Source organism: Paenibacillus sp. V4I7 (genome assembly GCF_030817275.1).
GTDB lineage: Bacteria > Bacillota > Bacilli > Paenibacillales > NBRC-103111 > Paenibacillus_E.
In genome coordinates this window covers 6990001-7015872 of record NZ_JAUSZD010000002.1, presented here as the reverse complement: position 1 = coordinate 7015872, position 25872 = coordinate 6990001, and the positions used below count along the sequence as shown (strand labels likewise).

Below are 25872 nucleotides of genomic sequence, written 5' to 3'. Positions count from 1 at the left end.
TGGCGATTTCGATAAATCTAAGTTGCCAGGGCTTTATATGATGTTAAGCATGCTCAGACAGTCCTCGGTGCATGAGATCGAAGAGAAAGGTGGTACCACTAGTGATTAGAAAAAAGCTATCACTGTTATTTATCGTTCTTGGGATTATCATTTTTCTCTATCCAACGTTAAACGATCGTTATGAGAGCTATCAGCAGAACAAAATTTTGAAACAATGGCAGGAAAATCTGCAGGATATGGATCAGACAGCCTCTGACATCGAGGAGGAGACAGATGTAGGGTTGGTCGTGCCTTCTTCCAGTCCCGCAGTGGAAGCTCTGCCGACAAGCAGCCAGCCGAGCAGCCAGCCAAGCCCTTTGGCCGCGGAAAAGACACCGAAGCCTGTAACTTTGCCGCAGAAGAATACAGAGGGTGTCCTTATTATCGATAAAATTAATCTGAAGCTCCCTATATTGACAGACGCAACCGTGAATAATTTGAAGATTTCCGTTGCCAGTATTGCCAATACAGGCAAAGCAGGCGCTATTGGCAATTATGCCATTGCGGGTCATCGAAACCTTACTTACGGGAAAAATTTTAATAGATTAGATGAGGTCACCGAAGGGGATTTCATAGAAGTGAATACAGGGAGCAAAACGCATATCTACAAAGTTGTGGACAAACAGTATGTCCTCCCAGAGGATGTCTGGGTGCTGAAAGGCAACGGCAAAGATCGGGAGATTACGCTAATAACTTGTCATCCTATGGAAAACCCGACTCATCGTATTGCCATTAAGGGAATCATGGTGCAGTCAAAGGAATAAAATGTAATATTTTGTCTATTCAGAGAGACAAGCCTATGTTAAGATTGCACTATAGTGATTATAGGGAGTCGGTGCGTTCCTCCGATAAAGGCAAATCTAGCGAAAACTAGAGACGCAAAACTAAAGGGCCTTCCTTAGCCGAACTAAGTTGGCAGCCAGTTACCGAAAGGGGATTTATTTTTGTTTAAAAAGCCAAGTATACGAACAATCATCGCAGCATTTCTATTTACACTTGCTCCGCAAGGGATATTTGCAGCTTCCAATCCATCCATGATAGATAAAGATGCTCTGAATAAAGGAATTATCTCGGTTCATTATTCAAACGATAAGAACAAGAACACCAAAGTTCTCGTTCGAATCATGAGAGAAAATATCAAATATGACTACACATTCGAAGAAGGGGGTCAGTACCCTTTGCAGCTTGGAAACGGACAGTATAAAGTACTGATTGGAGAGTCCATAGGAGCTAATAAATATAAAGTTGTTACGCAAGAACAAATAGAGTTAGAAATGGAAGACGAGAATGCCGTATTTCTGCAGTCCATTCCGTTGATCGATTGGGACAATGAATCGAAGGCGGTCGTTGAGGCTAGGCAATTAGTTGGAGATAAAGAAAAAGATATCGACAAAATAAGAGCTATTTATGGATATATCACGACACATTTTCAGTATGATTATGAAAAGCCCCAAACGGTAGCAGATAGTTACGTACCTAATCTGGATATGGTCTACGCAGCGTCCAACGGAATTTGTTATGACTTTGCAGCTACTTTTGCGGCAATGGCAAGAAGCGAGGGGATTCCTACTCGTCTGGTTATGGGGTATGAAAGTCATGCGCCAGATACTTATCATGCGTGGAATCAAGTCTTCCTAAAGGAAAGTAAGGAATGGGTGACGATCGATACCACGTATGACGCTGTTCATATACAAGCCGGTGAAACGATAGATCTCATAAAAAATGATTCTAATTATCAGATATCCAGAATATATTAAGTGAAATGATGAAACCTGATCTCATAGCTGAGAACAGGTTTTTTTGTGCTTTTCCATGTTGAAAAACAATAAATCCCAATATTTACAATACATCTTGTATCATTTATCATTGATAATGATACATTTTGTTTCAAAGTCATAGGAGGTAGCACACATAAATAATCTCTATAAAAAATTGATCCATGAATGGAGGTATGAAATGATGTTGAAGAAAAAAACGAGTGCACTGCTAATTACCTTATTAATTTTTATGCAGAGTATTTACGGGATTGGCTTTTTGCCTAAGGCCAGTGCAAACACAATTTCAAACAACATTCTCGACAGTGTGACGATGGCTGTGTACAACAGCGCAGGAGAAGTGGTGACTGGTAATGTTTACGAGCAAGGTGCCAGAGTGAAGTTGGATTATACCTGGTCTTTGCCAAACGGACATGGTTACCTTGCCGGGGATACATTTACATTCACACTGCCGCAGCAATTTTTATTATTCAATCACATCAACGGTGAACTGAGGATGGGTAATGATCTTGTGGGAACGTTCTATGCCGACAAAGACAGCCATCGGGTGTTAATTACATTTAATAAATTCATAGAAGACTATAATAATGTGCAAGGAACTCTAACCTTCAACACACAATTCAATAAGAGTCAGATTACTGGAAGCACCACGCAAATTATTACAATTCCGATTAATTCTGGAGAACAGGTGTTTAACCTCAACTTCAAACCCACAGTCACTTCTACAATAAGCAAAGCGGGTGTGTCCCAGGGTATTAATTCCAAGCAAATCGATTGGACCATTGATGTGAACAAGGCGCTGGATTCCGTTCAGGAAGCAGTTGTAACGGACCCCATACCGGTAGGGTTGTCAGTTCCGGTTACAGTAGCTGTCTATCATTTGGATGTACGTTTGGACGGCTCTGTTGTCAAGGGAGGACTGGTGGATAGCAGCAAGTATATGGTGAGTACAGCGGGGAGCGTTCTTTCAGTCCGTTTTGCAGATAGCCCTATTGAAACTGCTTACCGCATTCAATACACAACGCCAATTACTGACGATTCCAAGGAGTCATTTGTAAATACGGCAACGTTCAAAGGAAACAACAAGACGCCTGTCTATGCATCTGCAACGGTCACTGTAGAGTCCATCAGCAAATTGGCGATTGTCAAAACTCTAGGAGCTGTAGATTACGAGGCTAAGACAGTAGTGTGGAACATCACGATTAACGGTGATAGTCAGAGAATGAACAGCGTAGTTGTGACCGATACATTTCCGAACAAAGGACTTCATCTCATCCCGGGTTCATTGGTCATCAAAAAGGGTGTAACTACACTAAGTACAGCAGAGTACACGCTCGACAATTCGGTAGCTTCTGATGTAGGCTTGACAGTGACATTCACTAATGTTATTACCGAACCTGTTACGATTAGCTACAAAACCGATTTCAATTTAGATTGGATTCAATCTGTTGACAGCACAACTGATTTCAATAATTCGGCCAAAATAGACTGGATAGATCCTACTAACAAAGAGCAATCCAAAACAGTAACAGCAAAATTCGTTATAAGGACTGAAGTGAAGAACAACGGGTTTAAATACGGATCCTACGACGCATTATTAAAACAGCTGACTTGGACAGTAGGGGTCAACAACAACAAGAAAATCCTTACAGAAGCAGTCGTTGAGGATCTCCTAGAGTCCAATCAAGTGCTTGTCAAGGATTCGCTTGCCGTATACAACATGATAGTCGCACCAAATGGCAATCCTTCAATGGACCCTGTTGCTATAGACCCTAAAAACTATTATTACAATGTTGATGCTAATAACAAGCTCATTCTAACATTTAAACAAACAATTTCAGGTCCGTATTATATCACCTTTAAAACAAGTCTGAATGGTCAACTTATTGGCGGTAACATTAAGAATTCGGCTAAATTATTTGATGGTAATCTTCCTGCATCGAATGATCTCATAGCAAGTGTTAACATCCCGTATGGGGGAGAGTATGTTAGTAAAAACGGTTTGCAGAGTGGAGATAAGATTGTTTGGACAATTACGATTAATCGAAGTCAGTCAACCGTAACTGACGCGGCAATCATCGATACACCATCAGTCAATCAGATATTGATACCGGATTCTTTCCATCTGTTTGGTACGTCTGTTACTTCGAATGGAAATATAACGAAGGGCGCAGAATTAACCAAGGGGACAGACTACACATTGGTTATTCGTACGGATAATATCGGCAAGCAATCGTTTGAATTAAAGTTCGTGAATCCGATTGCGGCAGCTTACATCTTGGAATATCAATCTGTCATTGCTGCTAATGATCAAGAAACTGTTTCGAATAAAGTCAGCTTTAGCGGTAAAAATTCAACCACGGTAACTAAAGAAACGGTGAAGGATATTTTGGTAGGTGTCTCCAGTGGTTCTGGCACAGGCAGTGGCGATAGAGGTTCATTGACGATTAAGAAAGTTGATTTGGCAAACAACACCTTACTGCTTAGTGGAGCGACCTTTGAATTGTATCGCAAGATCGGTCAAGAGAAGGATATTATTCGTTCCTTGACAACAAATGAGACGGGTAAGGTTGTCTTTTCTGGCCTGCTGGCCGGCGATTATATTGTGAAAGAACAAGTAGCCCCTCAAGGTTATGTGTTAGATGCTATCGATCGCACGATAACGCTTCGTGCAGCGGAAAATTTGAATGTAACCATTACAAATGTTAAGACGCCCATACCGGATTCGCCGGAGTCAAATGATCCGCCCACGTCGACACCAACGCCACCGCCAACACCGCCAACACCAAGCCCGACACCAGGTGTGACGCCAACACCGTCTATAACACCATCGCCAAGTGTAACACCACCACCACCAACAGTTCCTACTCCATCAACGGATCCCAAACCGACGAATCCGGACATACCGATTGATACTGATAATGATGTGCCCTTGGGGGGAATTCCTCCTATCACTAAACCAGAGACCCTCCCGAAGACAGGAGAATCTAGCCATCTGTACGTGGAAATCGCAGGTATCACCTTAATCCTACTGGGTCTTATCTTAAGAAGGAGATTTACTCGATAAATCTTCAATATTGAGACAGTTCTGCCATTACCATTTGGCGGGCTGTCTTTTTATTTCGCTCAGTTGGCTAGTGATTAGACTCTCTCATAAATGGAAAAACTAGGAGTAGAACTACTAGAGAGCTAATCTTTTCTTGGGCCAGGGAGGCAAATATCATGATGAAGCAGATTCTTTTAATTACAGATGGGTGTTCAAATGTAGGGGTGAGTCCGGTAATAGCTGCAGCACAAGCACATGCCGAAGGTGTTACCGTAAATGTTATCGGTGTGATTGACCATGGGGAGCTAGGGGTGCTAGGCTCTGAGGAGATTCAAGAGATTGCTGCGGCGGGCGGCGGGATGAGCCGAATCGTGAATTCAGGCCAACTCTCCCAAACGGTTCAGATGATGACGCGCAAAACGGTCACCACAACGATTCAGCATGCCGTAGGCAAAGAGTTACAAAGTATTCTTGGCTTTAATCAATTGGAACAGTTACCTCCAGAGAAGCGTGCTGAAGTGGTTCAAGTCATCGATACCATGAGTGAAACCACCTCACTTCGCGTAGCTCTTTTAATAGATGCTAGTGCCAGTATGAAGCCTAAGCATGCAGCGGTGCGTGAAGCGATTCATGATCTTTTGCTTAGTCTTAGAGCCCGCAGCGGCAAGAGTGAGCTAGCAGTTTTCCACTTTCCGTCAACCAAAACGAGGGATCAGGAGTTAGAAATGGATCTCAGTTGGACGAATCAACTTGCAAATTTGGACAAGATGTTCTATAAAATAAACATGAAGGGTACAACTCCGACTGGTCCAGCGTTACTGCAAACTTTGCAGTTCATAACGGAGAAGCCTATCTTACCAAAGACCGAGGATGGGATGCTGAGTGACTACGTGGTATGAAGACGCCTTCCGTCCTGGGTCAGAAATCCAAGGGAAATGGAACGGCCGGATGTATGTGGTCGAACGTTTATTAGGTGCTGGTTCCAATGGTGTAGTGGCTCTCGTACGAAGAGGGACAGCTAGATTTGCGCTTAAGGCAGGTCATGAGACGGTTGATCATCAATCGGAGATTAATTCCTTGCTTGCCATATCACTGACGGAAACCTCGTTCAAGAACTTTTTAATAGATGCTGATGATATGACGATAAATGGGAAAGAAGTCTCCTTCTATGTCATGCGATATATTGAGGGTATGACGATTTCTAATTTTATACATAAACGTGGGCAGGATTGGATCTATGTGATTGGTTCTAACCTGCTTCGTAAGTTAACGGAAGTTCATAAGAGCGGCTATGTTTTCGGTGATCTGAAGATCGAGAACATGATCGTTTCCAATTATGGCGATGTGGATCTCATTGATTTTGGGGGTGTGACTCCTAAAGGCAGAGCGATTAAACAGTTAACCGAAGTGTATGACCGCGGCTTTTGGAATATGGGGGAGCGGGTTGCGGAAGAAAGCTATGATTTATTTTCATTTGCCATTTTACTATTAAAATCGCTCGATCAACGCAAACGCTTCACTGGTTTATCCAAAATGCTGCCTCAAAACCGAGATCTAGATCAACTAACAGCTATTATGCGTGAAAATTCAGTTGCCGCCCATATCGCACCTTTTCTTCATAAAGCTTTGAATAGTGAGTTTAATTCTTCGCAAGAAGCCTATCAGTACTGGAGAACGTTGGTCTCCGGTAAGAAGATTACACAGTCGACACTCCAAATGCCATGGCTAAAAATATGTTTCGCCGCTTCTATTTTTATTTTTGGAGCAACGCTCTATATGTACTGGTAGCATGACGGAAAGTGCAGGAATAGAAAGGAATACCCGATGGAAATCGATCTTGTTGCCAAGGTGGAACAACGAATTATTGAAGAAAAACTCGTCGATCCAGGAGATGTGGTGGTCGTTGCGGTTTCAGGAGGACCTGATTCTGTGGGGCTGCTTCATGTCCTTTTTGCCCTTGCTGAGCGTTATAGCTGGCAGCTCGTTGTTGCGCATGTGAATCATCAATTCCGCGGTGCAGAATCGGATGCGGAAGCCTCTTTCGTAGGGAAGCTTGCGGATGAGCTAGGGCTCCCATGTGAAATCGGTGTCATTGATGTACCTGCCTATATAGAGGAAACGTCACTCAATGGGCAAGCCGCGGCACGTGAGAAGCGCTACGAATTTCTGCATCAGATCGCAGCGAAATACAGCGCTAAGCGTATTGCCTTCGCTCATCATGCGGATGATCAAGCCGAAACCGTCATGATGCGGATTCTGAGAGGGACAGGCCCTTCAGGCCTGGTTGGCATGCCGGAACGCAGGCGCGAAAAAAAAGTGGAACTGATTCGTCCTTTTTTACGTATATACAAAGCAGATATTGTGAATTATTGCGCTCAGCATGAAATGGCGTATTGTAAGGACAGCAGCAATGAGCTGCGGAAGTATTTTCGCAATCAGATTCGGCTTGATGTGATGCCGATGCTGAAGCAGTATAATGAACAACTTCCAGAGTCGCTGAATCGATTGACGGATTTGATGCGAGCTGAGGATGATTATTTGGCCAAAGAAGCCGAGCAGGTTTTTCGCCGAATAACTACTTTCCAGCAAGCCTGCTGCCGCCTAGAAAGACGTGATTTCACTGAGTTGCACGTTGCTTTACAAAGGCGTTTGATTAAATTAATATTAAACTGTCTTTGTTTGGAAAGAGATCGGTTGGATTTTACACGAATTGAAAGTATGCGTGAGTTGATTTTACAGGATCAGGTTTCTAATCAAGTCCTTCAGGTGGATGAACAGGTTTATATTGTGAGAGAATATGAGTCTATTCAATTTCTGTCCTTCGCTCCTTCTCCGAAGCCTTATTCTTATGAGGTTGGATTAGATACAAGCGAGTTGAGCCTGCCGGAAGTGGAAGCCAAACTGATCTGCTCATGGGTGCCGGCTAGTTCGAAGGAGACAGCTGCTTATTTCTCAACTGCAACGGACGTGTTTTTGGATCTGGATCAACTTAACTTGCCGCTTGTTGTAAGGAGTCGCAGGTCAGGAGATCGGTTTGAGCCGCATGGTTTAAACGGATCCAAAAAAGTAAAGGATATGTTCATTGATGCCAAAATGCCGCTAAGCCGGCGTGATGTCATTCCACTACTGGTCGATGCTTCCGGGCAAATTCTTTGGATTGCTGGCTTTCGTAGGTCCAAGCACGCTCTGGTTGGACCAGATACAGTACGTGTACTTCATATGAAGCTAGTGCTGAAGTAATATGCGTAAATTTCGTTCTTCTAGAATGTAAATTTATAAGGATTCATAATATAAAACTAGGGGGTTCATCCTTGTACAGCGACATTCAAGAAGTTCTTTACAGTGAAGAACAGATTCAAGGCAAGATTAAAGAATTGGGGGAGAAACTCTCCATCGATTACGAAGGTAAGAATCCATTGGTTATCTGTGTGCTTAAGGGAGCTTTCATTTTCATGGCTGATCTTGTGAAGCAAATCAGAGTACCATTGGAACTCGATTTCATGGCTGTATCCAGCTATGGTCAATCCACGAAATCTTCTGGTGTTGTCAAGATTATTAAAGATCTTGATGTTCCCGTAGAAGGACGTCATATTCTTATCGTGGAGGACATTATCGATAGCGGGTTAACGTTGAGTTATCTGATAGATGTGCTAGAGCGACGCAATGCTAAGACGATTTCGGTCGTTGCGCTGTTTAATAAACCGGCACGCAGAACGGTGGATCTCGAACCTGAATATGCAGGTTATGTGCTTCCAGATGAGTTCGTAGTCGGATATGGTCTGGATTATGCAGAGAAATATCGCAACCTTCCATTTATCGGCATATTGAAACCAGAGATCTACAGTAGCTAATGTCACTTCCCGCAGACTCATCAGCGCTGTTATGTTGTAGTGCTTTACCGGGATGTGGTAAAATAATAAACGTGTGCCGTTTGAGAGGAGGCTCGGGATGAATCGAATTATCCGGAATACTGGCTTTTATTTACTTATATTTTTGGTTACAGTAGGGATCGTCCATTTCATTAGTACCCAAAACGAGCAAAAGGAGTTAATTACTTACGATAAATTCCGCCAAGCGGTTGTTAACAAAAATGTGGAATCCGTGACCTTAAAGTTTGATGGGTACACATATTTGATTAAAGGTAAGTACATTAACCCACCAAGTGGTGCTGATAAGAAGAGCTTCGAAACCCATGCTCCGTTCGAGCCTATGGTCGTCCAGCTGATTGAAGCGAATGGCGTTCCATCCGAAACGTACGAGACTATGGAACGGGATAGCGTTTGGATTAGTTTCCTAACTTCCATCATCCCATTCGTCATTATCTTCATCTTGTTTTTCTTCCTGTTAAATCAGGCTCAAGGTGGCGGCGGCAAAGTGATGAACTTCGGCAAAAGCCGTGCCCGCTTATATAATGAGGAGAAAAAACGCGTCACATTTGAAGACGTGGCAGGTGCTGACGAAGAGAAGCAAGAATTGATCGAGGTTGTCGAATTCCTCAAAGATCCACGGAAATTCGCAGCTGTCGGTGCTAGAATTCCTAAAGGGGTTCTGCTCAATGGTCCTCCGGGAACCGGTAAAACCCTTCTTGCACGAGCTGTCGCTGGTGAAGCAGGCGTACCATTCTTCAGTATTTCAGGTTCTGACTTCGTTGAGATGTTCGTCGGTGTCGGTGCTTCCCGTGTTCGTGACTTGTTCGAGAACGCGAAGAAGAACTCACCTTGTATCATTTTTATCGATGAGATCGATGCTGTAGGTCGTCAACGTGGCGCTGGTTTAGGCGGCGGACATGACGAGCGCGAACAAACACTCAATCAATTGCTAGTAGAAATGGACGGATTTGGCGCGAACGAGGGTATCATTATCGTTGCAGCGACTAACCGCCCAGATATCCTTGACCCAGCCTTACTGCGTCCAGGTCGTTTCGACCGTCAAATCACGGTAGATCGTCCAGACATCAAAGGCCGCGAAGCTGTACTGAAAGTACATGCCCGCAACAAACCACTTGCCAAAGATGTGAAGCTGGACGCCCTGTCTCGCTACACAACTGGATTCACAGGTGCTGATCTAGAGAATCTATTGAACGAAGCAGCTTTGATTGCTGCCCGTCGTAACCGTAAAGATATTTCGATGGCTGAAGTCGAGGAAGCTTTTGACCGTATTATTGTTGGTACGCAGAAGAAAAGTCGGATTATCAGCGATACAGAGAAACGCATTGTTGCTTATCATGAAGCCGGACACGCGATCATTGGTTATTACGCCGAGAATGCTGATATGGTGCACAAAGTTACGATCGTTCCGCGCGGACGCGCTGGCGGTTATGTCATGATGCTGCCCAAAGAAGGCGAAGATCGCATGATGCAGACGAAGAACGAATTGCTGGATAAAGTAACAGGACTCCTGGGAGGCCGCGTTTCCGAAGAACTATTTATCGGAGAAATTGGCACTGGGGCTTATAGTGACTTCCAGAAAGCAACGGGTATTGTTCGTCGCATGATTATGGAATATGGTATGAGCGATAAGCTTGGACCGATGCAGTTCGGCAGCTCGCAAGGCCAAGTGTTCTTAGGCCGCGATATCGGACATGAGCAAAATTACAGTGATGCGATTGCTTATGAGATTGATCAAGAGATGCAAAACTTTATTCGCACTTGTTATGAGCGTGCTCGTGCGATGCTTACGGAGCATGCGGATCAGATTCATCTCGTAGCCAAAACGCTGCTTGAGAAAGAAACACTCGATAAAGACGAAATCATCGAGCTTCTAGAGAAAGGCAGATTGAATGCAAGCGCAGATGACGAAGAGGTCAAAGTGAACATTCAAGGGCAAAGCCAATCTAGCGAAAGCAACAAATTGGAGTTAAACAAAGATAAAGATTCTAATTCGGATCATTCCGAAGAGTAACAAGCAATAGCAACTCGTAAATCCGGTGTACACGTCAGGTGTACCCGGATTTTCTGGTTTTTTCGGCATATTTGCGCATTGACAGGGGATGTGAGAATGTGTAAATTAGTTGTAAATCTCTAATTTTATTACGATTAGATCATACTACTGTTAATCCTATTTTTAGATAGACAAGAAGTACATTATACGTCCCAGATTGGGGAGGAAGCACTATGGAAGCTTTAGCATTAGAACGCAAAGCGGAGCAGAACCGCGAACTGAAAGAACGGTTGCTGCAGCTAAAGAAAGAACGGAATGCTATTATTCTTGCTCATTATTATCAACGTGACGAAGTTCAAGAGGTTGCTGATTTCCGGGGGGATTCCTTTCTGCTTGCGCAGAAGGCAGCGCAAACCGATGCTGATGTGATTGTATTCTGTGGCGTACATTTCATGGGGGAAAGTGCTAAGATTCTTGCTCCTAACAAAACAGTCATTATTCCTGACGAACGCGCAGGCTGCCCGATGGCGGATATGGTGAATGTAGAAGGTCTACGTGCTCTGAAACGCCAGCATCCTAACGCCAAAGTTGTTGCTTACATTAATACATCTGCTGATGTGAAATCAGAAACAGATATTTGCTGTACCTCGGCAAATGCCATCAATGTCATCAATTCCGTCGATTCAGATGAGATCATCTGGGTACCGGATAAAAATTTAGGTGACTATGTATCAAAATTCACAAGCAAAAAAGTGATCATTTGGGAAGGCTATTGCAATACGCATGATATGCTGACCGTTAAAGATGTGGAAGAAATGAGAGCCCAATACCCGAATGCTCAGTTCGTTGTTCATCCGGAGTGTCGTCCAGAAGTTGTTAAACTGGGAGATTTCGTCGGTAGTACGACAGCGATTATCAAATATTGCAAAGAGTCCGATTGCAAAGAGTTTATCGTTGGAACGGAAGATGGAACTGGATACCAGCTTCGTCTGGACAGTCCAGATAAACAGTTCCATTTTGCTACCAAATACTTGGTATGCCCGAATATGAAAGTAAACAATTTGAAGAAAATTGTGAAATGTCTTGAAACGATGCAGCCAGAGATTTATGTGCCAGAAGATGTAGCCGATAAAGCAAGATTGTCCTTAGAGCGCATGTTACAAGTAAAGTAGCATGCGCTACTCTCTTGTTTAATAGGTAGGGTACCCTCGCAAAGCATTCCGATATCGATTAATCCTTCGGATACGATTGCTTTGCGAGCTATTAATGGTGAAGAACAGGTGAAGCGGCATGATTCCTAGATACCTCGTAGATGTAGATTTAGATTCCATTCCTCATGTACATACAGATGTTATTGTGATTGGCGCGGGCATTGCAGGTTTATTCACTGCTCTTCGCGCTAGTGAAAATAAGAAAGTGCTGATGATTACGAAGAAATCGCTCCTCGACAGTAACACACGCTATGCGCAAGGAGGAATTGCTGCTGTTATTTCGGACGAGGATTCACCGGAATATCATATGCAGGATACCCTGATAGCAGGTGCCGGTTTATGTTCGCCGGAGGCCGTTGACGTCCTTGTTCATGAAGGTCCTAACGGCGTTCAGGACCTCATTCGGATGGGTACCCAGTTCGATCTTGAGAACGGGGAGTTTGCTTTGACCAAAGAGGGAGCGCATAGTCAACGTCGCATTTTGCATGCGCATGGCGACGCCACAGGCGCCGAAATTGTACGAGCTCTTTCGGAACGCACGAAGCAAGATCCGAATATTGAGATCTGGGACGATCACTTTGTGATCGACCTGATCACGCAGGATGGCGAGTGCTATGGCGCACTCGTACAGAAGCCTAGCGGCCAGCGGGTATTCGTCCGCGGCAATGCCACGATCCTATGCTCCGGCGGGGCAGGGCAATTGTTCCGGTACACCACAAATCCTGACATCGCCACTGGCGACGGAATAGCGATTGCTCATCGCGCGGGTGCGCAAATTCAAGACGTGGAATTTATTCAATTCCACCCTACAGCGCTTTGCTATCCTGGGGCTCCGCGATTCCTGATCTCGGAAGCGGTGCGCGGCGAGGGGGCTTATCTGCGCAATATCAAGGGGGAGCGTTTCATGGAACGTTACCATCCCCAGCTTGAGCTAGCGCCTAGGGATGTCGTGGCGCGTGCCATTGTCGACGAGATGGAGAATTGCAAATCGACCTTCGTCTATATTGACATAACGCACGAATCTGAAGAGTTAATTAAACATCGATTCCCGACGATATATGAATATTGCCTCAACTACGGTCTAGATATGAGTACCGACTGGATTCCTGTTGCTCCTGCAGCTCATTATATGATGGGCGGCGTCAAGACAGATCTCCACGGAGAAACGATCGTCCGCCGCCTTTTCGCTTGTGGCGAAGTGTCTTCTACAGGTGTACATGGCGCTAACCGATTAGCAAGTAACTCTTTATCTGAAGCTATTGTGTTCGGTAGAAGAATCATTGAACGGATTCAAGAGCTCGCTCCTTTAGAAGGTAATATTCAAATACGTGCTGAATCGAAAGCGCCAAGAACGGAAATTCCGAATCAAGCCGTTGTCGAGAAAAAGCTTAAGCTGCAAAAGGTTATGCTTCGTTACGCAGGACTGAAACGTTCAGCCAAAGGCTTGCAAAAAGGGTATGACGAATTGGCAAGACAACTTTCTATCTTCGGTTCTTTGATGACGAAACGTGAAGATTATGAGTTTGCTAATTTACTCAATTGTGCACTTCTAACGACAACTGCGGCTATAGCGCGGGAAGAAAGTCGTGGCGGTCATTACCGAGAAGATTTCCCTGAACGGGATGATCAAGCATGGAAGAAGCATATTGTTTTTAAGCGCGGGGAAGATAGCATTGAGGAGTGGATTTAACATGCTGGATTTAAATATGGAACTCATTCGTAAACATATTCGGCTTTGGCTGGAAGAGGACATTGGAACCGGCGATGTCACGACTCTGACAACGATCCCTTTGGAACATGCGTCCAAAGGGATTATCCACGTCAAAGAAGACGGAATTGTCTGTGGACTTCGAATCGCCCAAGAAGTTTTTGCTGTAGTCGATGCTTCTCTTCGTTTTGAAACAAAAGTAGTAGAAGGATCGTCTGTTTATAAAGGGACCATACTAGCTGAAGTGGAAGGCAATACGCGCAGTATTCTGCTAGGTGAACGTTTAAGTCTTAATTTGATGCAGCGATTATCAGGAATTGCGACCAAGACCCGTGAGTTTGTCGATGCTTTAGAAGGCGTGCCGACTAGACTTGTCGATACACGGAAGACGACTCCGGGACACAGATTGCTTGAAAAGTATGCTGTACGAGTGGGTGGCGGTCATAATCATCGATTCGGACTCTACGATGCTGTGATGATTAAAGATAATCATATTAAAGGTTCAGGCGGCATCACACAAGCTATACAAGCGGCTCGACAGCAGATCCCCCACACCATGAAGATTGAGGTGGAGGTCGAGAATTTTGACCAATTGCACGAAGCGTTAGCGGCTGGTGCGGATATCATCATGCTCGATAACATGATTCCTGCGAAGATGAAAGAAGCAGTTTCCATAATTAAAAGTAAAGCGCCGCATATTGTAGTAGAGGGCTCGGGTTCTGTGACACCTCAAACCATTAAAGCGATGGCAGAAACAGGCGTCGATGTGATCTCCGTTGGGCGCTTGACGTATTCGGTTGCAGCGCTTGATATCTCATTAGATCTGAATGAACAGAAGGAGACGGCGCTATGATTCTCGTTATCGATGTTGGGAATACGAACATTGTGCTCGGCCTCTATCAAGAGCGGACGCTCCTTCATCACTGGCGGGTTAGTACAAACCGTTCAGCGACAGTCGATGAGTATGGGATGCAGCTGCATAGCCTGTTTCAACACTCGGACATTTCATTTGCACAGGTGGAAGGAGTCATTGTCTCTTCCGTCGTCCCCCCGCTTATGAATGTAATGGAAAACCTTTGCTTACACTATTTGAAAAGGACGCCATTCATCGTTGGTCCTGGCATTAAGACAGGGCTGAACGTGCGTGTAGACAATCCCAAAGAGGTCGGCGCTGATCGCATTGTAAATGCTGTCGCGGCTCTTGAGCTGTACGGGGCACCTTGTATCATTGTTGATTTCGGGACGGCCACCACATACGACTACATCGATCCTTCCCAGCAGCTTGTCGGCTGTGCGATTGCACCAGGAATCGGGATCTCAACGGAAGCCTTATATCAGAAGGCGGCGAAGCTGCCGCGCATCGAGCTGGTCAAGCCGAAGAGCGTCGTTGGTCGTAATACCGTAGCCGCGATGCAGGCAGGGATTATTTTCGGCTATGTAGGCCAAGTTGATGGGATTGTCGAACGTGTCATTCAAGAATTTAATGTAAATCCAACAGTTATTGCTACAGGCGGTCTTGCAGAGTTGATTTCCAGTGAATCTCGTACCATTCAGATCGTCAATCCATTGCTAACACTGCAAGGTTTACAAATGATTTATGAGAAAAATGCATAAGCTGTTTAAGAAAGGATTTAATATGGGTGATTATTTAATTCGAGGAACGGCGCTGGAAGGAAAAGTTCGCGCTTTTGCCGTGGAAACGACTGTCCTCACAGAAGAAATTAGTCAAAGACACCAAACAACACCAACAGCCACAGCCGCTTTAGGAAGAACGGCAGCAGCGGGACTTCTCATTGCAGCCATGCTCAAGGGTGAAGAGCATCTTATTGTTCAAGTTAAAGGCGATGGACCCATCGGTCAAATTGTAGTCGATGCTAATGCGAAGGGTGAGGTACGCGGTTATGTCGATAATCCGTTGGTTGATCCTCCCCTTAAAGAGAATGGCAAGCTAGATATTGCTGCTGCGGTGGGAACTGATGGATTTTTGTACATAACGAAAGATTTAGGTATGAAAGAACCTTATAAAGGCAGTGTTCCGCTCGTTTCAGGAGAATTGGCTGAAGATTTCACCTATTATTTTGCCATGTCTGAACAAACGCCATCGGCTGTAGCTCTCGGGGTATTGGTCAATACGGATCACTCCATTCTTGCCTCAGGCGGATTCGTTATTCAATTGCTCCCAGGATTAACAAATGATGAAATTGGGGAGATTGAAGAGATGCTCGCTCGCATTCCTTCCTTCACCAGTATGCTCGGTGGGGGTTTGAATTTAGAGGAAATCCTTCAAACCGTACTCCCATCTTTCCAGAAGCTTGATCAAATGGATGTCATGTTCCGCTGTAAATGCAGTCGTGAAAGAGTTGAAACAACGCTTATTTCCTTAGGGAAGACAGAGCTGCAAGAAATTCTTGAAGATGAAGGGTTTGCTGAAGTCGTTTGTCATTTCTGCAATGAAGCTTATCGCTTTAACGAAGATGATTTGAAGCGGATGATTGAACTATAGAGCAAGCAGCATTATAGATGTAAAGAGGGAGTCAGGATGCAGAACGTGAAGCGATTGTGGGGAGTCATTATCGTGATGGCTGTAGGTAATCTCGTGCTCGCATCCTTGCTGGTCACCCATACCATAAACCAATCAGAACCAAGTCAACCACCAGAACCTGAGAAGCAGGGTGAGCAGAAGAATGATCGGGTAGTCGCCAAAGTTGGAAATCGTGAGATGACCATTCTGGAGCTTCAAACAGCTCTTGAACGTCATTATGGGGCAGAACTGCTGGGTCAAATGTTGGATCGTGAAGTGATACGTCTAGAAGGTAACGAGACGGGGATTTCGATTGGAAGCGCGGAGTTGAACCGTGAGTTGAAACGGATGCAGCAAGGTTATGAGAGTGAGCAACAATTTTATGCATCCATGCAAAATCAGTTAGGATTGTCAGAGCAAGAAATCAAGGAAGATGTAACCAATAAGCTGTTACTTGAGAAGCTCGCAACCAAACATATTCAGATAACGGATGCTCAGGTAGAAGACTATATGATGACGCATGCCGATGAATTCAAGCAAGATACCGAATATAATATCCTTCAAATTATCGTGTCAACCAAGGATCAAGCGAATAAAGTCATTGCGGAGCTGGCGAAAGGAGAGAGTTTTGCGACTCTTGCCAGAGATCGTTCCCTAGATGATGCAACCAATAACACCGGCGGTGATTTGGGCTGGATTGAAGGAGACGATCCCTTTGTTGCTGCTCCCGTTCTTGAAGCGGCGAAATTGCTGAAGGTTGGAGAAGTAAGTAAGCCAGTCCCTCTGCCACAAGGATTCGCGATTGTGAAGCTGATAAATCGGCGAGAGAAAGTAAATCCAGATCTTGTTTTCGTTCGAGAAAATGTGCGGAGAGAGCTAGCGCTTCGGGAAGCGCCACCTCTTAAGGATTATGTGCAGCAGCTTCGAGGGAAATGGAAGGTTAGCATTCTTGACCCTCAATTGCGTTGACATTCTGTGAAAATATGGTTGACAACCAGTAAGTGCATTGATAAGATGAATGTATTAATACCGACTAGTTAACTCGGAAATCATTGATTATTCAACCTGGAGGGGAAAAAAGTATGGCAAGATTAGTACAAAGCATTACAGATTTGATTGGCGATACACCACTTGTTCGTTTAAACCGCGTTGTTCCGGAAGGAAGCGCAGAGATTTATGTGAAACTCGAGTACCAAAATCCAGGTGCCAGCGTAAAAGACCGTATTGCTATCTCCATGATCGAAGTGGCTGAGCAAGAAGGTGAATTGAAGCCAGGCGATACGATTATTGAGCCAACTAGCGGTAACACAGGAATCGGAATAGCTTTAGTAGCAGCTGCAAAAGGATATAAGGCGATTCTGGTTATGCCGGAAACGATGTCTTTGGAAAGACGCAACCTGCTTCGCGCCTATGGAGCTCAGCTGGTTCTGACGCCAGGAGCAGAAGGAATGAAAGGCGCGATCAAACGTGCTGAGGAGCTTCAAGCAGAGAATCCTTCCTATTTCATCCCGCAACAATTCAAAAACCTAGCAAACGTGAAGGTTCACCGTGAAACAACAGGTCCGGAAATCGTTGAAGCCATTAATGCTCATGATGGCAAATTGGACGCTTTTATTTCGGGTATCGGTACGGGCGGAACTATTACAGGCGCAGGTGGCGTACTGAAAGAAAACTTCCCGAACATCAAGATTTATGCCATTGAACCTGCTGCATCCCCGGTACTTTCCGGCGGCAAGCCAGGTCCTCATAAAATTCAAGGGATCGGCGCAGGCTTTGTTCCAGACATTCTGAACACAAGCATCTACGACGAAATTATTGCCGTTGAAAACGAAGATGCTTTCGAAACTTCACGCCGTGTAGCCAAAGAAGAAGGTATCCTTGGTGGTATCTCCTCAGGTGCAGCGATTTTTGCAGCGCTTAAAGTTGCTAAAGAACTTGGCGCAGGCAAACGTGTAGTTGCTGTGATTCCAAGTAACGGTGAGCGTTACCTTTCTACGCCACTGTATCAATTCGAAGAGCAATAAGATTACTTGCTACGAACGAGCCTCCAGCTGCTGCAGCTGGGGGCTTTTTTTCTGTGAAAGGTTGGAGTATACTAATGGACAACTAATCATCGGATGTCACAGGAAGGAGGGATAGTATGATCCTAACAACAGTAGAGCAATGGCGTAATTGGTCCTCCACGTATACGATGCTGCCTTATGTCATTAAACTGGGACTTGCCGACGACCGGATCGCTTCTTGGCAAGAAGCGTGGAAAGAAGCCGCACCTGATTCCTTTGTTCTAGAAAGCGGCAAAGGGGGGCGTTACACGTGCTTCGGTTTACAGCCGTTTTCTACCGTTCATGGATACGGTTTGGATGCGGAAATGACGATGATCAATAAAAGTCATATCAGCAAGCCGGAAGTATCGCGTCTGCATGGTAAGCCGCTCGATATTGTGAAGCAATGGATGTCAGCTTATCATAGCCCTAAAGTCGAAGGGGCCCCTAAGTTTCTTGGCGGCTGTGTAGGTTATTGGAGCTATGACGTGATTCGCACCATTGAGAAACTCCAGGAGCAAGCGGCAAATGACTTGCCGATTCCGGATTATAGCTTCGCTATGTATGATCAAGTTTGGACCTTGGATCATATCGATAAGAGCCTGTACATTGCGGTGCATATGCCGCTTGGGCAGAGCCGAGCAGCCGATGACACTTATCTCCGGCAGCTTTACGCACAGGCGCACGCTGAGGCCGAGGCGATGCTCACTCGCTGGCATGCGATCCGTTCCAGCAGCTGGTCAGGCTCGCACCTGGGCGGTACGAAGCAACCGGCGATCGCGCGTGAGCAGCTGCACATCGACGTCGAGAACATCGCAGGCATTCAGCCTGCCTTCGGCAAAGCCGATTACATCGCGGCGGTGCAGCGCATCCAAGCCTACATCTCCCAAGGTGACGTGTTCCAAGTCAACTTGTCCGTTAGACAGAGCCGGCAGCTGCGCACGACGCCGGAGGAGATCTACGAGGCGCTGCGCATCGTCAATCCCTCGCCTTACATGGGCTTGCTGCGCTTCGCAGGCTTCGCCCTCGTCTCCGGCTCGCCGGAGCTGCTCGTGCAGCTTGAGGACGGTATCCTGCGGACGCGTCCTATCGCTGGCACGCGCCCGCGCGGCAAGGACGAGCAGGATGACCTACGCCTAGCCGGTGAGCTCATCGACAACGACAAAGAGCGTGCCGAGCACGTCATGCTGGTCGATCTCGAGCGCAACGATCTTGGCCGCATCTCGAAGTATGGCTCCGTCCATGTGAAAGACTTCATGGTCATCGAATACTACTCCCATGTGATGCATATCGTCTCGGAAGTCGTCGGCGAGCTCGCAGAGGGGAAGGACGCTTATGATGTCATTGCTGCGACCTTCCCTGGAGGCACGATAACAGGCGCTCCAAAGATTCGCACCATGGAAATTATTGAAGAATTAGAGCCGGTTCGCCGCGGACCCTATACAGGATCCATGGGGTGGATTGACTATAATGGAAATATGGAATTTAATATTATTATACGGACGCTTGTAGCCGTTCAAGGGATGGGTCATATTCAAGCAGGGGCTGGTATCGTTATTGATTCCATACCCGAACGTGAGTACATTGAATCCTTGAATAAAGCCAAAGCGATGTGGAAAGCCATAGAATATAGCGAGCGGAGCATGAGCCGAGCTTAAGCCCTAGCAGGGCTGACGAAAGGGGAGCTTAGAATGATTTTAGTGATTGATAATTATGATTCGTTTACGTACAACCTCGTCCAATATTTGGGGGAGATCGGTGAAGAAGTCATCGTTCATCGCAATGACGAAATTGATTTAGCTGGCGTTGAGGCTCTATCACCGGATCATATTTTAATATCTCCGGGTCCTTGCACACCGAATGAAGCCGGAATTAGCTTATCACTTATCGACCATTTCAAGGGTAAAGTCCCCATCTTCGGCGTCTGTCTAGGCCATCAATCCATTGGTCAAGCTTTTGGCGGCGATGTCATTCGCGCAGAGCGCTTAATGCACGGTAAAACCTCAGAGATTTTCCATGATGGTAAAACCTTGTTCGAAGGGCTACCATCCCCTTTTGTAGCGACTCGGTATCATTCCTTAATCGTCAAAACCGAGACGCTGCCTGATTGCTTAGAAGTAAGTGCACGCACTGCAGAGGGTGAAATTATGGCATTACGCCATAAGGAATATGCGATTGAAGGTGTGCAGTTCCACCCAGAATCGATCATTACTCAGCACGGTCATCAGATCCTACGGAATTTTCTTCGCCGCACGGCCAAAGCAGGAGTTTAATTTATGATTATTAGCGTCAATGGGATTCTAACGGATGATAAGGAAGCTGTGGTCTCGGTTTACGATCACGGCTTTCTTTACGGCCTCGGCCTTTTTGAGACATTTCGCACCTATAAGAAAGAACCGTTCCTGCTGCCCGAGCATCTTAGGCGTCTCACAGAGGGCTGCCGTGAGCTTGGGATTGGCTATGAGCCAGACCTTGCGCACATTCAGCGTCTGATTGATGAGCTGCTTAAAGCCAATAACCTCGAGGATGCGTATATCCGCTACTCCGTATCGGCCGGAATTGATATTCTTGGGCTGCCATCAGGCGTCTATCAAAATCCGACAGAGATCATTTACATCAAGCCGCTTACACCAAGGGACGAGAAGATCTATAAACAGGGCAAAGCGCTGCAGCTGCTGAAGCTGCCTCGTAATACACCGGAGGGTCTATACCGATTCAAGTCCTTTCACTATATGAACAATATCTTGGCCAAAAGAGAATTACAGCAGTATGCCTGGGCAGTTGGTGCAGAAGGCCTGATGCTGACCGAAGAAGGCTACGTAGCTGAAGGCATCGTGAGCAACATCTTTTTCATAAAGGATAAAGTCTGTTATACGCCATCACTGGATACAGGCATCTTACCAGGCATCACAAGGGCTTATGTGTTACAGCTGGCACAGCAGCAGCAAATTCCAACGCAGGGTGGCCTCTACAGATGGGAAGATCTCATGGAAGCCGATGAGGTTTTTCTCGTTAATTCCATACAAGAGATCGTACCCATTACGACTTTGTTCACACCCAGTGGACAATCTCACGCCGTTGGAAGTGGCATTGTAGGTCCGATAACCCGCCAACTTAGCGAGCTTTATAACTAACATCTGATAACAACAGGAAGTGAACGGTAATGAAAGTGTTATCCTGTAGAGGACATGAGCTGCCCATTGGTGATCGAACGATCATTATGGGCATATTAAACGTAACCCCGGACTCCTTCTCGGACGGCGGGAATTACGTAAGGGTAGAGGACGCGGTGCGCAGAGCTCGCCAAATGGTGGCTGAAGGTGCTGATATCATTGATATCGGGGGAGAATCGACCCGACCGGGCTTTGCCAAGGTCACACAAGAAGAAGAACTGCAAAGGGTTATTCCGGTCATTGAGGCAATAAGTAAGGAAGTAAACATTCCTATTTCTATAGATACTTACAAAGCGGAGGTCGCGAAGCAAGCATTAGAAGCGGGGGCGCATATCATCAATGATGTTTGGGGCGGCCAAGCCGACGTTCGAATGGCAGAAGTAGCGGCCAGTTACGATTGTCCATTTATCATTACGCATAACCGTGTGAACCCGACTTATTCTGATTTTCTCCGTGACGTTACTACAGACTTACAGCTCTATGCGAATCAAGCAAGAGAAGTTGGCGTTCGGGAAGAGCGTATTATTTTAGATCCAGGCATCGGATTTGCCAAAACCTACGAGCAGAATTTGTTCCTCATGAATCATCTGCGTGCGATTGTTGATCTCGGATATCCGGTCCTTTTAGGTACGTCCCGTAAAAGCGTCATTGGCCTAACGCTCAATCTGCCTCCTGAGGAACGTCTGGAAGGAACTGCATCGACCGTGGTGCTTGGAATTGCCCAAGGCTGTGGGATGATCAGAGTACACGATATTCAAGCGATGAAACGTTTAGCGGTTATGACTGATGCCATCATTCGTTCGCAGTTAACCTAAATTTTGGAGGCTCTTATATTGGATAAAATAACACTCTCCCGCATGCAGTTCTTTGGTAATCATGGTGTTTTTCCGGAAGAGAATAAGCTTGGTCAACGCTTTTATGTAGATGTAGAGCTTATACTTCCGCTGGACAAGCCGGGCAAGTCGGATCATCTGGATGATACGGTTAATTACGGGGAAGTATTTTTCAAAGTCAAAGAGGTTGTGGAAGGTCGTACTTACAAATTAATTGAGGCTTTAGCAGAAAATATTGCATCCGAGCTGCTGCATACTTATACTAGTATCAATGCAGTGACGGTTCGCGTCATTAAGCCGCATCCGCCCTTTGCCGTATTTTTTGACGGGGTAACTGTAGAGATTAACCGAAAGCGGGCAAATGAATGACAGCCGAAGAACGAGAACAAGGCACGATAGCTTATGTCGCATTGGGATCCAATATAGATGATCGTGAACACTATTTGCAGGATGCGATTACAGCGCTGAATCAGGAATCGGGCATAACGGTGACTGGATTATCCAGCATCTACGAAACCGAACCGGTTGGCTATGTTGATCAATCTGCTTTTCTTAATATGGTTATTCAAATCATCACCGTTTTACCTGCAGAAGAGTTGTTGTTCACTATGCTTGCCATCGAGAAAAGACTGGGTCGAACGCGCGACTTGCGCTGGGGCCCGAGAACGATCGACTTGGATTTACTCCTTTACGGCGACCATCAGCTTACAACCCCCGACTTGATCATTCCGCATCCGCGGATGCATGAGCGGGCTTTTGTATTAGTTCCTCTCACTGAGGTTCTCTACAAGCGACAAGATGCTGCATTTGAATTCATCTCCGCGCATTTGGAGAAACTGGAAGGAAAGGAAGGCGTCATCCTATGGAAAAAAGCTCAGTAGCTCAGCGTATACGCGCTTTTCGTAAGTTAAAAGGGTACACTCAGAACGAATTAGCTGATTTACTTGGTGTGTCTATTGCCATCTTAGGTGCTATTGAAAGAGGTACGCGTAAACCGGATACCAAAATAATAAATAAAATCTCGCAAGTTTTAAATATTGAACCGGATGAGTTAGTCGCAACGGTTGCGAGATGAGAGGAGTGGAATCTTCGGTGCTGAAAATAGGAAATGTCGAAGCTCCCAATAAAGTCGTGCTTGCCCCAATGGCGGGCGTTTGTAACCCTGCGTTCCGACTCATTGCCAAAGAATTTGGTACAGGTTTAGTCTGTGCAGAAATGGTTAGTGATAAAGCCATTGTTCACGGGAATTCCCGTTCGATGGAGATGCTTTATGTTGATGATCGAGAAAAACCGTTAAGTCTGCAAATCTTTGGTGGCGATACCGAGACGCTTGTGCAAGCGGCTAGAATCGTTGACCAACAGACGAATGCAGACATTATTGATATAAATATGGGTTGTCCAGTCCCGAAAATCACAAAGTGTGACGCGGGTGCAAGATGGCTGCTCCAACCTGAGAAAATCGAAGAAATGATCGCGACCGTTGTTGCGGCAGTAAGCAAACCAGTAACTGTGAAGATGCGTATCGGTTGGGATTCCGAACACATTTATGCCATAGAAAATGCTAAAGCTGTCGAAAGAGGCGGCGGCAGTGCAGTGAGCGTCCACGGTCGTACACGTGAGCAGCTGTATACAGGTAAAGCGGATTGGGATATCATTCGTGATGTTAAGCAAGCTCTGTCGATTCCCGTTATCGGGAACGGTGATGTTGTGACACCTGAGGATGCAAAGCGCATGTTAGACCATACGGGTGTAGATGGCGTGATGATTGGGCGCGGCGCATTAGGCAACCCTTGGATGCTTTACCGTACCGTACAATACCTTGCCAATGGTGAGTTGCCGCCTGAGCCGACACCGGAAGAGAAGATCCGTATCGCGATATTACACATGGACCGTCTTATTGCTCTTAAGGGTGAGCATGTTGCTGTGAAAGAGATGCGCAAACATTTGGCATGGTACCTCAAGGGTATGACAGGGGCGGCTCGTGTGAAGGATGCACTTATGGAGATGTTGAAGCGTGATGAAATGGTGCGAGCTTTGAATGATTATGTCGAGCATCTATATACGCATTCATCATCAACTACGATTGAAGAATCAGCTGTACTTCAATAAAAAATGCAGCTATGGTTGAGATTGACATTTTGAAACCGTTGCAATATAATCAGTCAATATTAATGTGTTCCTGCATATATTGAAAGACAAACGAGCAACTAACTTATTTAAGAAACGTGAATTCATACTACTTGAATCAGCTCTTTTAAGACCCAACTCCTAGCAGGAAGCATCGATTCAACGATATGAAAATCTTTCACATGACGGGAGATCAGTTGGAAATGGCTGAAAAAGAGGTCATTCTTACACCAGAAGGTTTAAGAAAGCTCGAAGATGAGCTTGAGCATCTGAAATCAGTAAAGCGCCGGGAAGTGGCTGAGAGAATCAAGGTTGCCATCGGATATGGCGATATCAGTGAGAACTCAGAATACGAAGACGCGAAGAACGAACAAGCTTTTATTGAAGGCAGAATCATTACATTAGAAAAATTGCTGCGCAATGCGCGTATAATTAATAACGATGATGTCGATACCAACACCGTGAGTGTTGGCTCAATCGTAACGCTGAAGGATTTGGAATTCGGCGATTTGGTTGAGTATAACATCGTAGGTACGGCGGAATCCGATCCGTTGATGAATAAGATTTCCAATGAAAGCCCTGTAGGTAGAGCTATTCTAGGTAAACAAAGGGGCGCGAACGTAGACGTTATCGTTCCTGCTGGCGTCATTCAGTATCAAATTATTGATATTAAAAAGTAGCGTGCAGCCGCATTCCTTTGGAAAGCTTCCTTTCGGAAGCTTTTTTCCGGTTTTAGCACCCTTTACTAATAAGTAGGAGATGAAAGCATGAGCCAGGAATTGGAATTGAACGAATTGCTCGTCATTCGCCGTAATAAATTGGACGAGCTTCGCGGTCTGGGAGTCGATCCGTTTGGCAGCAAGTACGTAAGGACGCATTCAACCAAAGAAATCCTTACAGCTTACCAAGATAAAACCAAAGAAGAGTTGGATGCTGAGCACCATGAGGTCAGTATCGCCGGACGAATTATGCAAAAAAGAGGCATGGGTAAAGCCAGCTTCGCACATCTTCAAGACATTACAGGCAAAATTCAAATCTATGTGCGTGAAGATGCGCTAGACGCAAACAAATACCAAGCCTTTGATCTTCTGGATCTAGGCGATATGGTTGGGGTTCAGGGTGTTGTTTTCAAAACAAAAACCGGTGAAACTTCTATTAAAGTGAAATCGCTTGAGGTTTTGACTAAATCCTTGCTTCCGCTGCCGGATAAATTCCATGGTCTTAGTGATGTAGAGCTGCGTTATCGTCAACGTTATGTTGATTTGATTATGAATCAAGATGTGCAGCAAACATTTATTCTTCGTTCCCGTATTATTCAGTCGATGCGTCGCTACTTGGACTCTCTGGGCTATTTAGAAGTGGAGACACCAACGCTGCACTCCGTTGCAGGTGGAGCGTCAGCGCGCCCTTTTAATACGCACCATAATGCATTAGATATGCAGTTGCATATGCGTATTGCGATTGAACTTCATCTGAAGCGACTGATTGTTGGTGGATTAGAGAAAGTTTACGAAATT

General features: G+C 45.5%; 25 protein-coding genes and 1 riboswitch (1 of these 26 only partly in view). All 25 genes read left to right on the top strand.

Going from position 1 to position 25872, the window contains the following annotated elements:
- Positions 1–101 precede the first annotated feature (101 nt).
- A complete protein-coding gene (locus tag QFZ80_RS32840; protein ID WP_307562929.1) occupies positions 102–803 on the top strand; it encodes a class D sortase in 702 nt (233 codons plus the stop codon).
- A 79-nt stretch (positions 804–882) separates the two neighbouring features.
- Positions 883–970, top strand: a riboswitch (cyclic di-GMP riboswitch).
- Positions 971–983: 13 nt separating this feature from the next.
- Positions 984–1796, top strand: a complete 813-nt coding sequence (locus QFZ80_RS32835) for a transglutaminase-like domain-containing protein (protein ID WP_307562927.1) — start codon at positions 984–986, stop codon at positions 1794–1796.
- Positions 1797–1995: 199 nt separating this feature from the next.
- Positions 1996–4881, top strand: a complete 2886-nt coding sequence (locus QFZ80_RS32830) for a collagen binding domain-containing protein (protein ID WP_307562925.1) — start codon at positions 1996–1998, stop codon at positions 4879–4881.
- Positions 4882–5039: 158 nt separating this feature from the next.
- Positions 5040–5759, top strand: coding sequence for a vWA domain-containing protein (locus QFZ80_RS32825; protein WP_307555862.1), 720 nt, complete (start codon positions 5040–5042; stop codon positions 5757–5759).
- Positions 5743–6648, top strand: coding sequence for a protein kinase domain-containing protein (locus QFZ80_RS32820; RefSeq protein WP_307551317.1), 906 nt, complete (start codon positions 5743–5745; stop codon positions 6646–6648). Before QFZ80_RS32825 ends, QFZ80_RS32820 begins: the two co-directional genes overlap by 17 nt.
- A gap of 36 nt (positions 6649–6684) precedes the next feature.
- Positions 6685–8100, top strand: coding sequence for a tRNA lysidine(34) synthetase TilS (tilS, locus tag QFZ80_RS32815; RefSeq protein ID WP_307562924.1), 1416 nt, complete (start codon positions 6685–6687; stop codon positions 8098–8100).
- A gap of 71 nt (positions 8101–8171) precedes the next feature.
- The gene (hpt, locus tag QFZ80_RS32810) at positions 8172–8711 is read left to right on the top strand and encodes a hypoxanthine phosphoribosyltransferase (RefSeq protein WP_029197788.1); all 540 of its coding nucleotides are present in this window, start codon (positions 8172–8174) and stop codon (positions 8709–8711) included.
- Between the two features lie 97 nt (positions 8712–8808).
- Positions 8809–10761 carry an ATP-dependent zinc metalloprotease FtsH gene (gene ftsH, locus QFZ80_RS32805; RefSeq protein ID WP_307551321.1) on the top strand — a complete coding sequence of 651 codons (1953 nt, stop codon included), beginning with the start codon at positions 8809–8811 and terminating at the stop codon, positions 10759–10761.
- 212 nt (positions 10762–10973) lie between these two features.
- Positions 10974–11912 (top strand): quinolinate synthase NadA, encoded by a 939-nt coding sequence (nadA, locus tag QFZ80_RS32800; protein ID WP_047682971.1) that lies wholly within the window; start codon positions 10974–10976, stop codon positions 11910–11912.
- 118 nt (positions 11913–12030) lie between these two features.
- Positions 12031–13641 (top strand): L-aspartate oxidase, encoded by a 1611-nt coding sequence (nadB, locus tag QFZ80_RS32795; protein WP_307551323.1) that lies wholly within the window; start codon positions 12031–12033, stop codon positions 13639–13641.
- Position 13642: 1 nt separating this feature from the next.
- Positions 13643–14512 carry a carboxylating nicotinate-nucleotide diphosphorylase gene (gene nadC, locus QFZ80_RS32790; protein WP_057303840.1) on the top strand — a complete coding sequence of 290 codons (870 nt, stop codon included), beginning with the start codon at positions 13643–13645 and terminating at the stop codon, positions 14510–14512.
- Positions 14509–15273, top strand: coding sequence for a type III pantothenate kinase (locus QFZ80_RS32785; RefSeq protein ID WP_307551326.1), 765 nt, complete (start codon positions 14509–14511; stop codon positions 15271–15273). The genes nadC and QFZ80_RS32785 overlap by 4 nt, the downstream gene beginning before the upstream one ends.
- A gap of 22 nt (positions 15274–15295) precedes the next feature.
- Positions 15296–16162 carry an Hsp33 family molecular chaperone HslO gene (gene hslO, locus QFZ80_RS32780; RefSeq protein WP_307564300.1) on the top strand — a complete coding sequence of 289 codons (867 nt, stop codon included), beginning with the start codon at positions 15296–15298 and terminating at the stop codon, positions 16160–16162.
- A gap of 36 nt (positions 16163–16198) precedes the next feature.
- Complete coding sequence (locus QFZ80_RS32775) at positions 16199–17149, top strand: peptidyl-prolyl cis-trans isomerase (protein ID WP_307562923.1); 951 nt, start codon at positions 16199–16201, stop codon at positions 17147–17149.
- A gap of 113 nt (positions 17150–17262) precedes the next feature.
- Entirely contained in the window at positions 17263–18204 is a 942-nt protein-coding gene (gene cysK, locus QFZ80_RS32770; protein WP_307562922.1) for a cysteine synthase A, read from the top strand.
- A 116-nt stretch (positions 18205–18320) separates the two neighbouring features.
- Positions 18321–19880, top strand: coding sequence for an anthranilate synthase component I family protein (locus QFZ80_RS32765; protein WP_307551333.1), 1560 nt, complete (start codon positions 18321–18323; stop codon positions 19878–19880).
- 33 nt (positions 19881–19913) lie between these two features.
- Positions 19914–20495, top strand: coding sequence for an aminodeoxychorismate/anthranilate synthase component II (pabA, locus tag QFZ80_RS32760; RefSeq protein ID WP_307562920.1), 582 nt, complete (start codon positions 19914–19916; stop codon positions 20493–20495).
- 3 nt (positions 20496–20498) lie between these two features.
- Positions 20499–21356: an aminodeoxychorismate lyase gene (gene pabC, locus QFZ80_RS32755; protein WP_307562918.1), complete on the top strand. Its 858-nt coding sequence runs from the start codon at positions 20499–20501 to the stop codon at positions 21354–21356.
- 29 nt (positions 21357–21385) lie between these two features.
- A complete protein-coding gene (folP, locus tag QFZ80_RS32750) occupies positions 21386–22210 on the top strand; it encodes a dihydropteroate synthase (protein ID WP_307562916.1) in 825 nt (274 codons plus the stop codon).
- 18 nt (positions 22211–22228) lie between these two features.
- Complete coding sequence (gene folB, locus QFZ80_RS32745) at positions 22229–22597, top strand: dihydroneopterin aldolase (protein ID WP_307551339.1); 369 nt, start codon at positions 22229–22231, stop codon at positions 22595–22597.
- A complete protein-coding gene (gene folK, locus QFZ80_RS32740) occupies positions 22594–23109 on the top strand; it encodes a 2-amino-4-hydroxy-6-hydroxymethyldihydropteridine diphosphokinase (protein ID WP_307436240.1) in 516 nt (171 codons plus the stop codon). The genes folB and folK overlap by 4 nt, the downstream gene beginning before the upstream one ends.
- Positions 23091–23303, top strand: a complete 213-nt coding sequence (locus QFZ80_RS32735) for a helix-turn-helix domain-containing protein (RefSeq protein ID WP_047682939.1) — start codon at positions 23091–23093, stop codon at positions 23301–23303. Before folK ends, QFZ80_RS32735 begins: the two co-directional genes overlap by 19 nt.
- A 17-nt stretch (positions 23304–23320) precedes the next feature.
- A complete protein-coding gene (gene dusB, locus QFZ80_RS32730) occupies positions 23321–24337 on the top strand; it encodes a tRNA dihydrouridine synthase DusB (protein WP_307551340.1) in 1017 nt (338 codons plus the stop codon).
- 221 nt (positions 24338–24558) lie between these two features.
- Entirely contained in the window at positions 24559–25035 is a 477-nt protein-coding gene (gene greA, locus QFZ80_RS32725; protein ID WP_307551341.1) for a transcription elongation factor GreA, read from the top strand.
- 87 nt (positions 25036–25122) lie between these two features.
- On the top strand, positions 25123–25872 hold the 5' portion of the coding sequence (lysS, locus tag QFZ80_RS32720; RefSeq protein WP_307436231.1) for a lysine--tRNA ligase. The gene runs 747 nt beyond the window's last position; only the first 750 of its 1497 coding nucleotides appear in the window; its start codon is at positions 25123–25125; its stop codon lies beyond the right edge, outside the window.

Bases quoted from the DNA above. Each gene is read 5' to 3' on its own strand.
- QFZ80_RS32830 (WP_307562925.1), top strand. From the start codon at position 1,996: ATGATGTTGAAGAAAAAAACGAGTGCACTGCTAATTACCTTATTAATT.
- QFZ80_RS32825 (WP_307555862.1), top strand. From the start codon at position 5,040: ATGAAGCAGATTCTTTTAATTACAGATGGGTGTTCAAATGTAGGGGTG.
- tilS (WP_307562924.1), top strand. From the start codon at position 6,685: ATGGAAATCGATCTTGTTGCCAAGGTGGAACAACGAATTATTGAAGAA.
- ftsH (WP_307551321.1), top strand. From the start codon at position 8,809: ATGAATCGAATTATCCGGAATACTGGCTTTTATTTACTTATATTTTTG.
- nadA (WP_047682971.1), top strand. From the start codon at position 10,974: ATGGAAGCTTTAGCATTAGAACGCAAAGCGGAGCAGAACCGCGAACTG.
- nadB (WP_307551323.1), top strand. From the start codon at position 12,031: ATGATTCCTAGATACCTCGTAGATGTAGATTTAGATTCCATTCCTCAT.
- nadC (WP_057303840.1), top strand. From the start codon at position 13,643: ATGCTGGATTTAAATATGGAACTCATTCGTAAACATATTCGGCTTTGG.
- QFZ80_RS32785 (WP_307551326.1), top strand. From the start codon at position 14,509: ATGATTCTCGTTATCGATGTTGGGAATACGAACATTGTGCTCGGCCTC.
- hslO (WP_307564300.1), top strand. From the start codon at position 15,296: ATGGGTGATTATTTAATTCGAGGAACGGCGCTGGAAGGAAAAGTTCGC.
- QFZ80_RS32775 (WP_307562923.1), top strand. From the start codon at position 16,199: ATGCAGAACGTGAAGCGATTGTGGGGAGTCATTATCGTGATGGCTGTA.
- cysK (WP_307562922.1), top strand. From the start codon at position 17,263: ATGGCAAGATTAGTACAAAGCATTACAGATTTGATTGGCGATACACCA.
- QFZ80_RS32765 (WP_307551333.1), top strand. From the start codon at position 18,321: ATGATCCTAACAACAGTAGAGCAATGGCGTAATTGGTCCTCCACGTAT.
- pabA (WP_307562920.1), top strand. From the start codon at position 19,914: ATGATTTTAGTGATTGATAATTATGATTCGTTTACGTACAACCTCGTC.
- pabC (WP_307562918.1), top strand. From the start codon at position 20,499: ATGATTATTAGCGTCAATGGGATTCTAACGGATGATAAGGAAGCTGTG.
- folP (WP_307562916.1), top strand. From the start codon at position 21,386: ATGAAAGTGTTATCCTGTAGAGGACATGAGCTGCCCATTGGTGATCGA.
- folK (WP_307436240.1), top strand. From the start codon at position 22,594: ATGACAGCCGAAGAACGAGAACAAGGCACGATAGCTTATGTCGCATTG.
- QFZ80_RS32735 (WP_047682939.1), top strand. From the start codon at position 23,091: ATGGAAAAAAGCTCAGTAGCTCAGCGTATACGCGCTTTTCGTAAGTTA.
- greA (WP_307551341.1), top strand. From the start codon at position 24,559: ATGGCTGAAAAAGAGGTCATTCTTACACCAGAAGGTTTAAGAAAGCTC.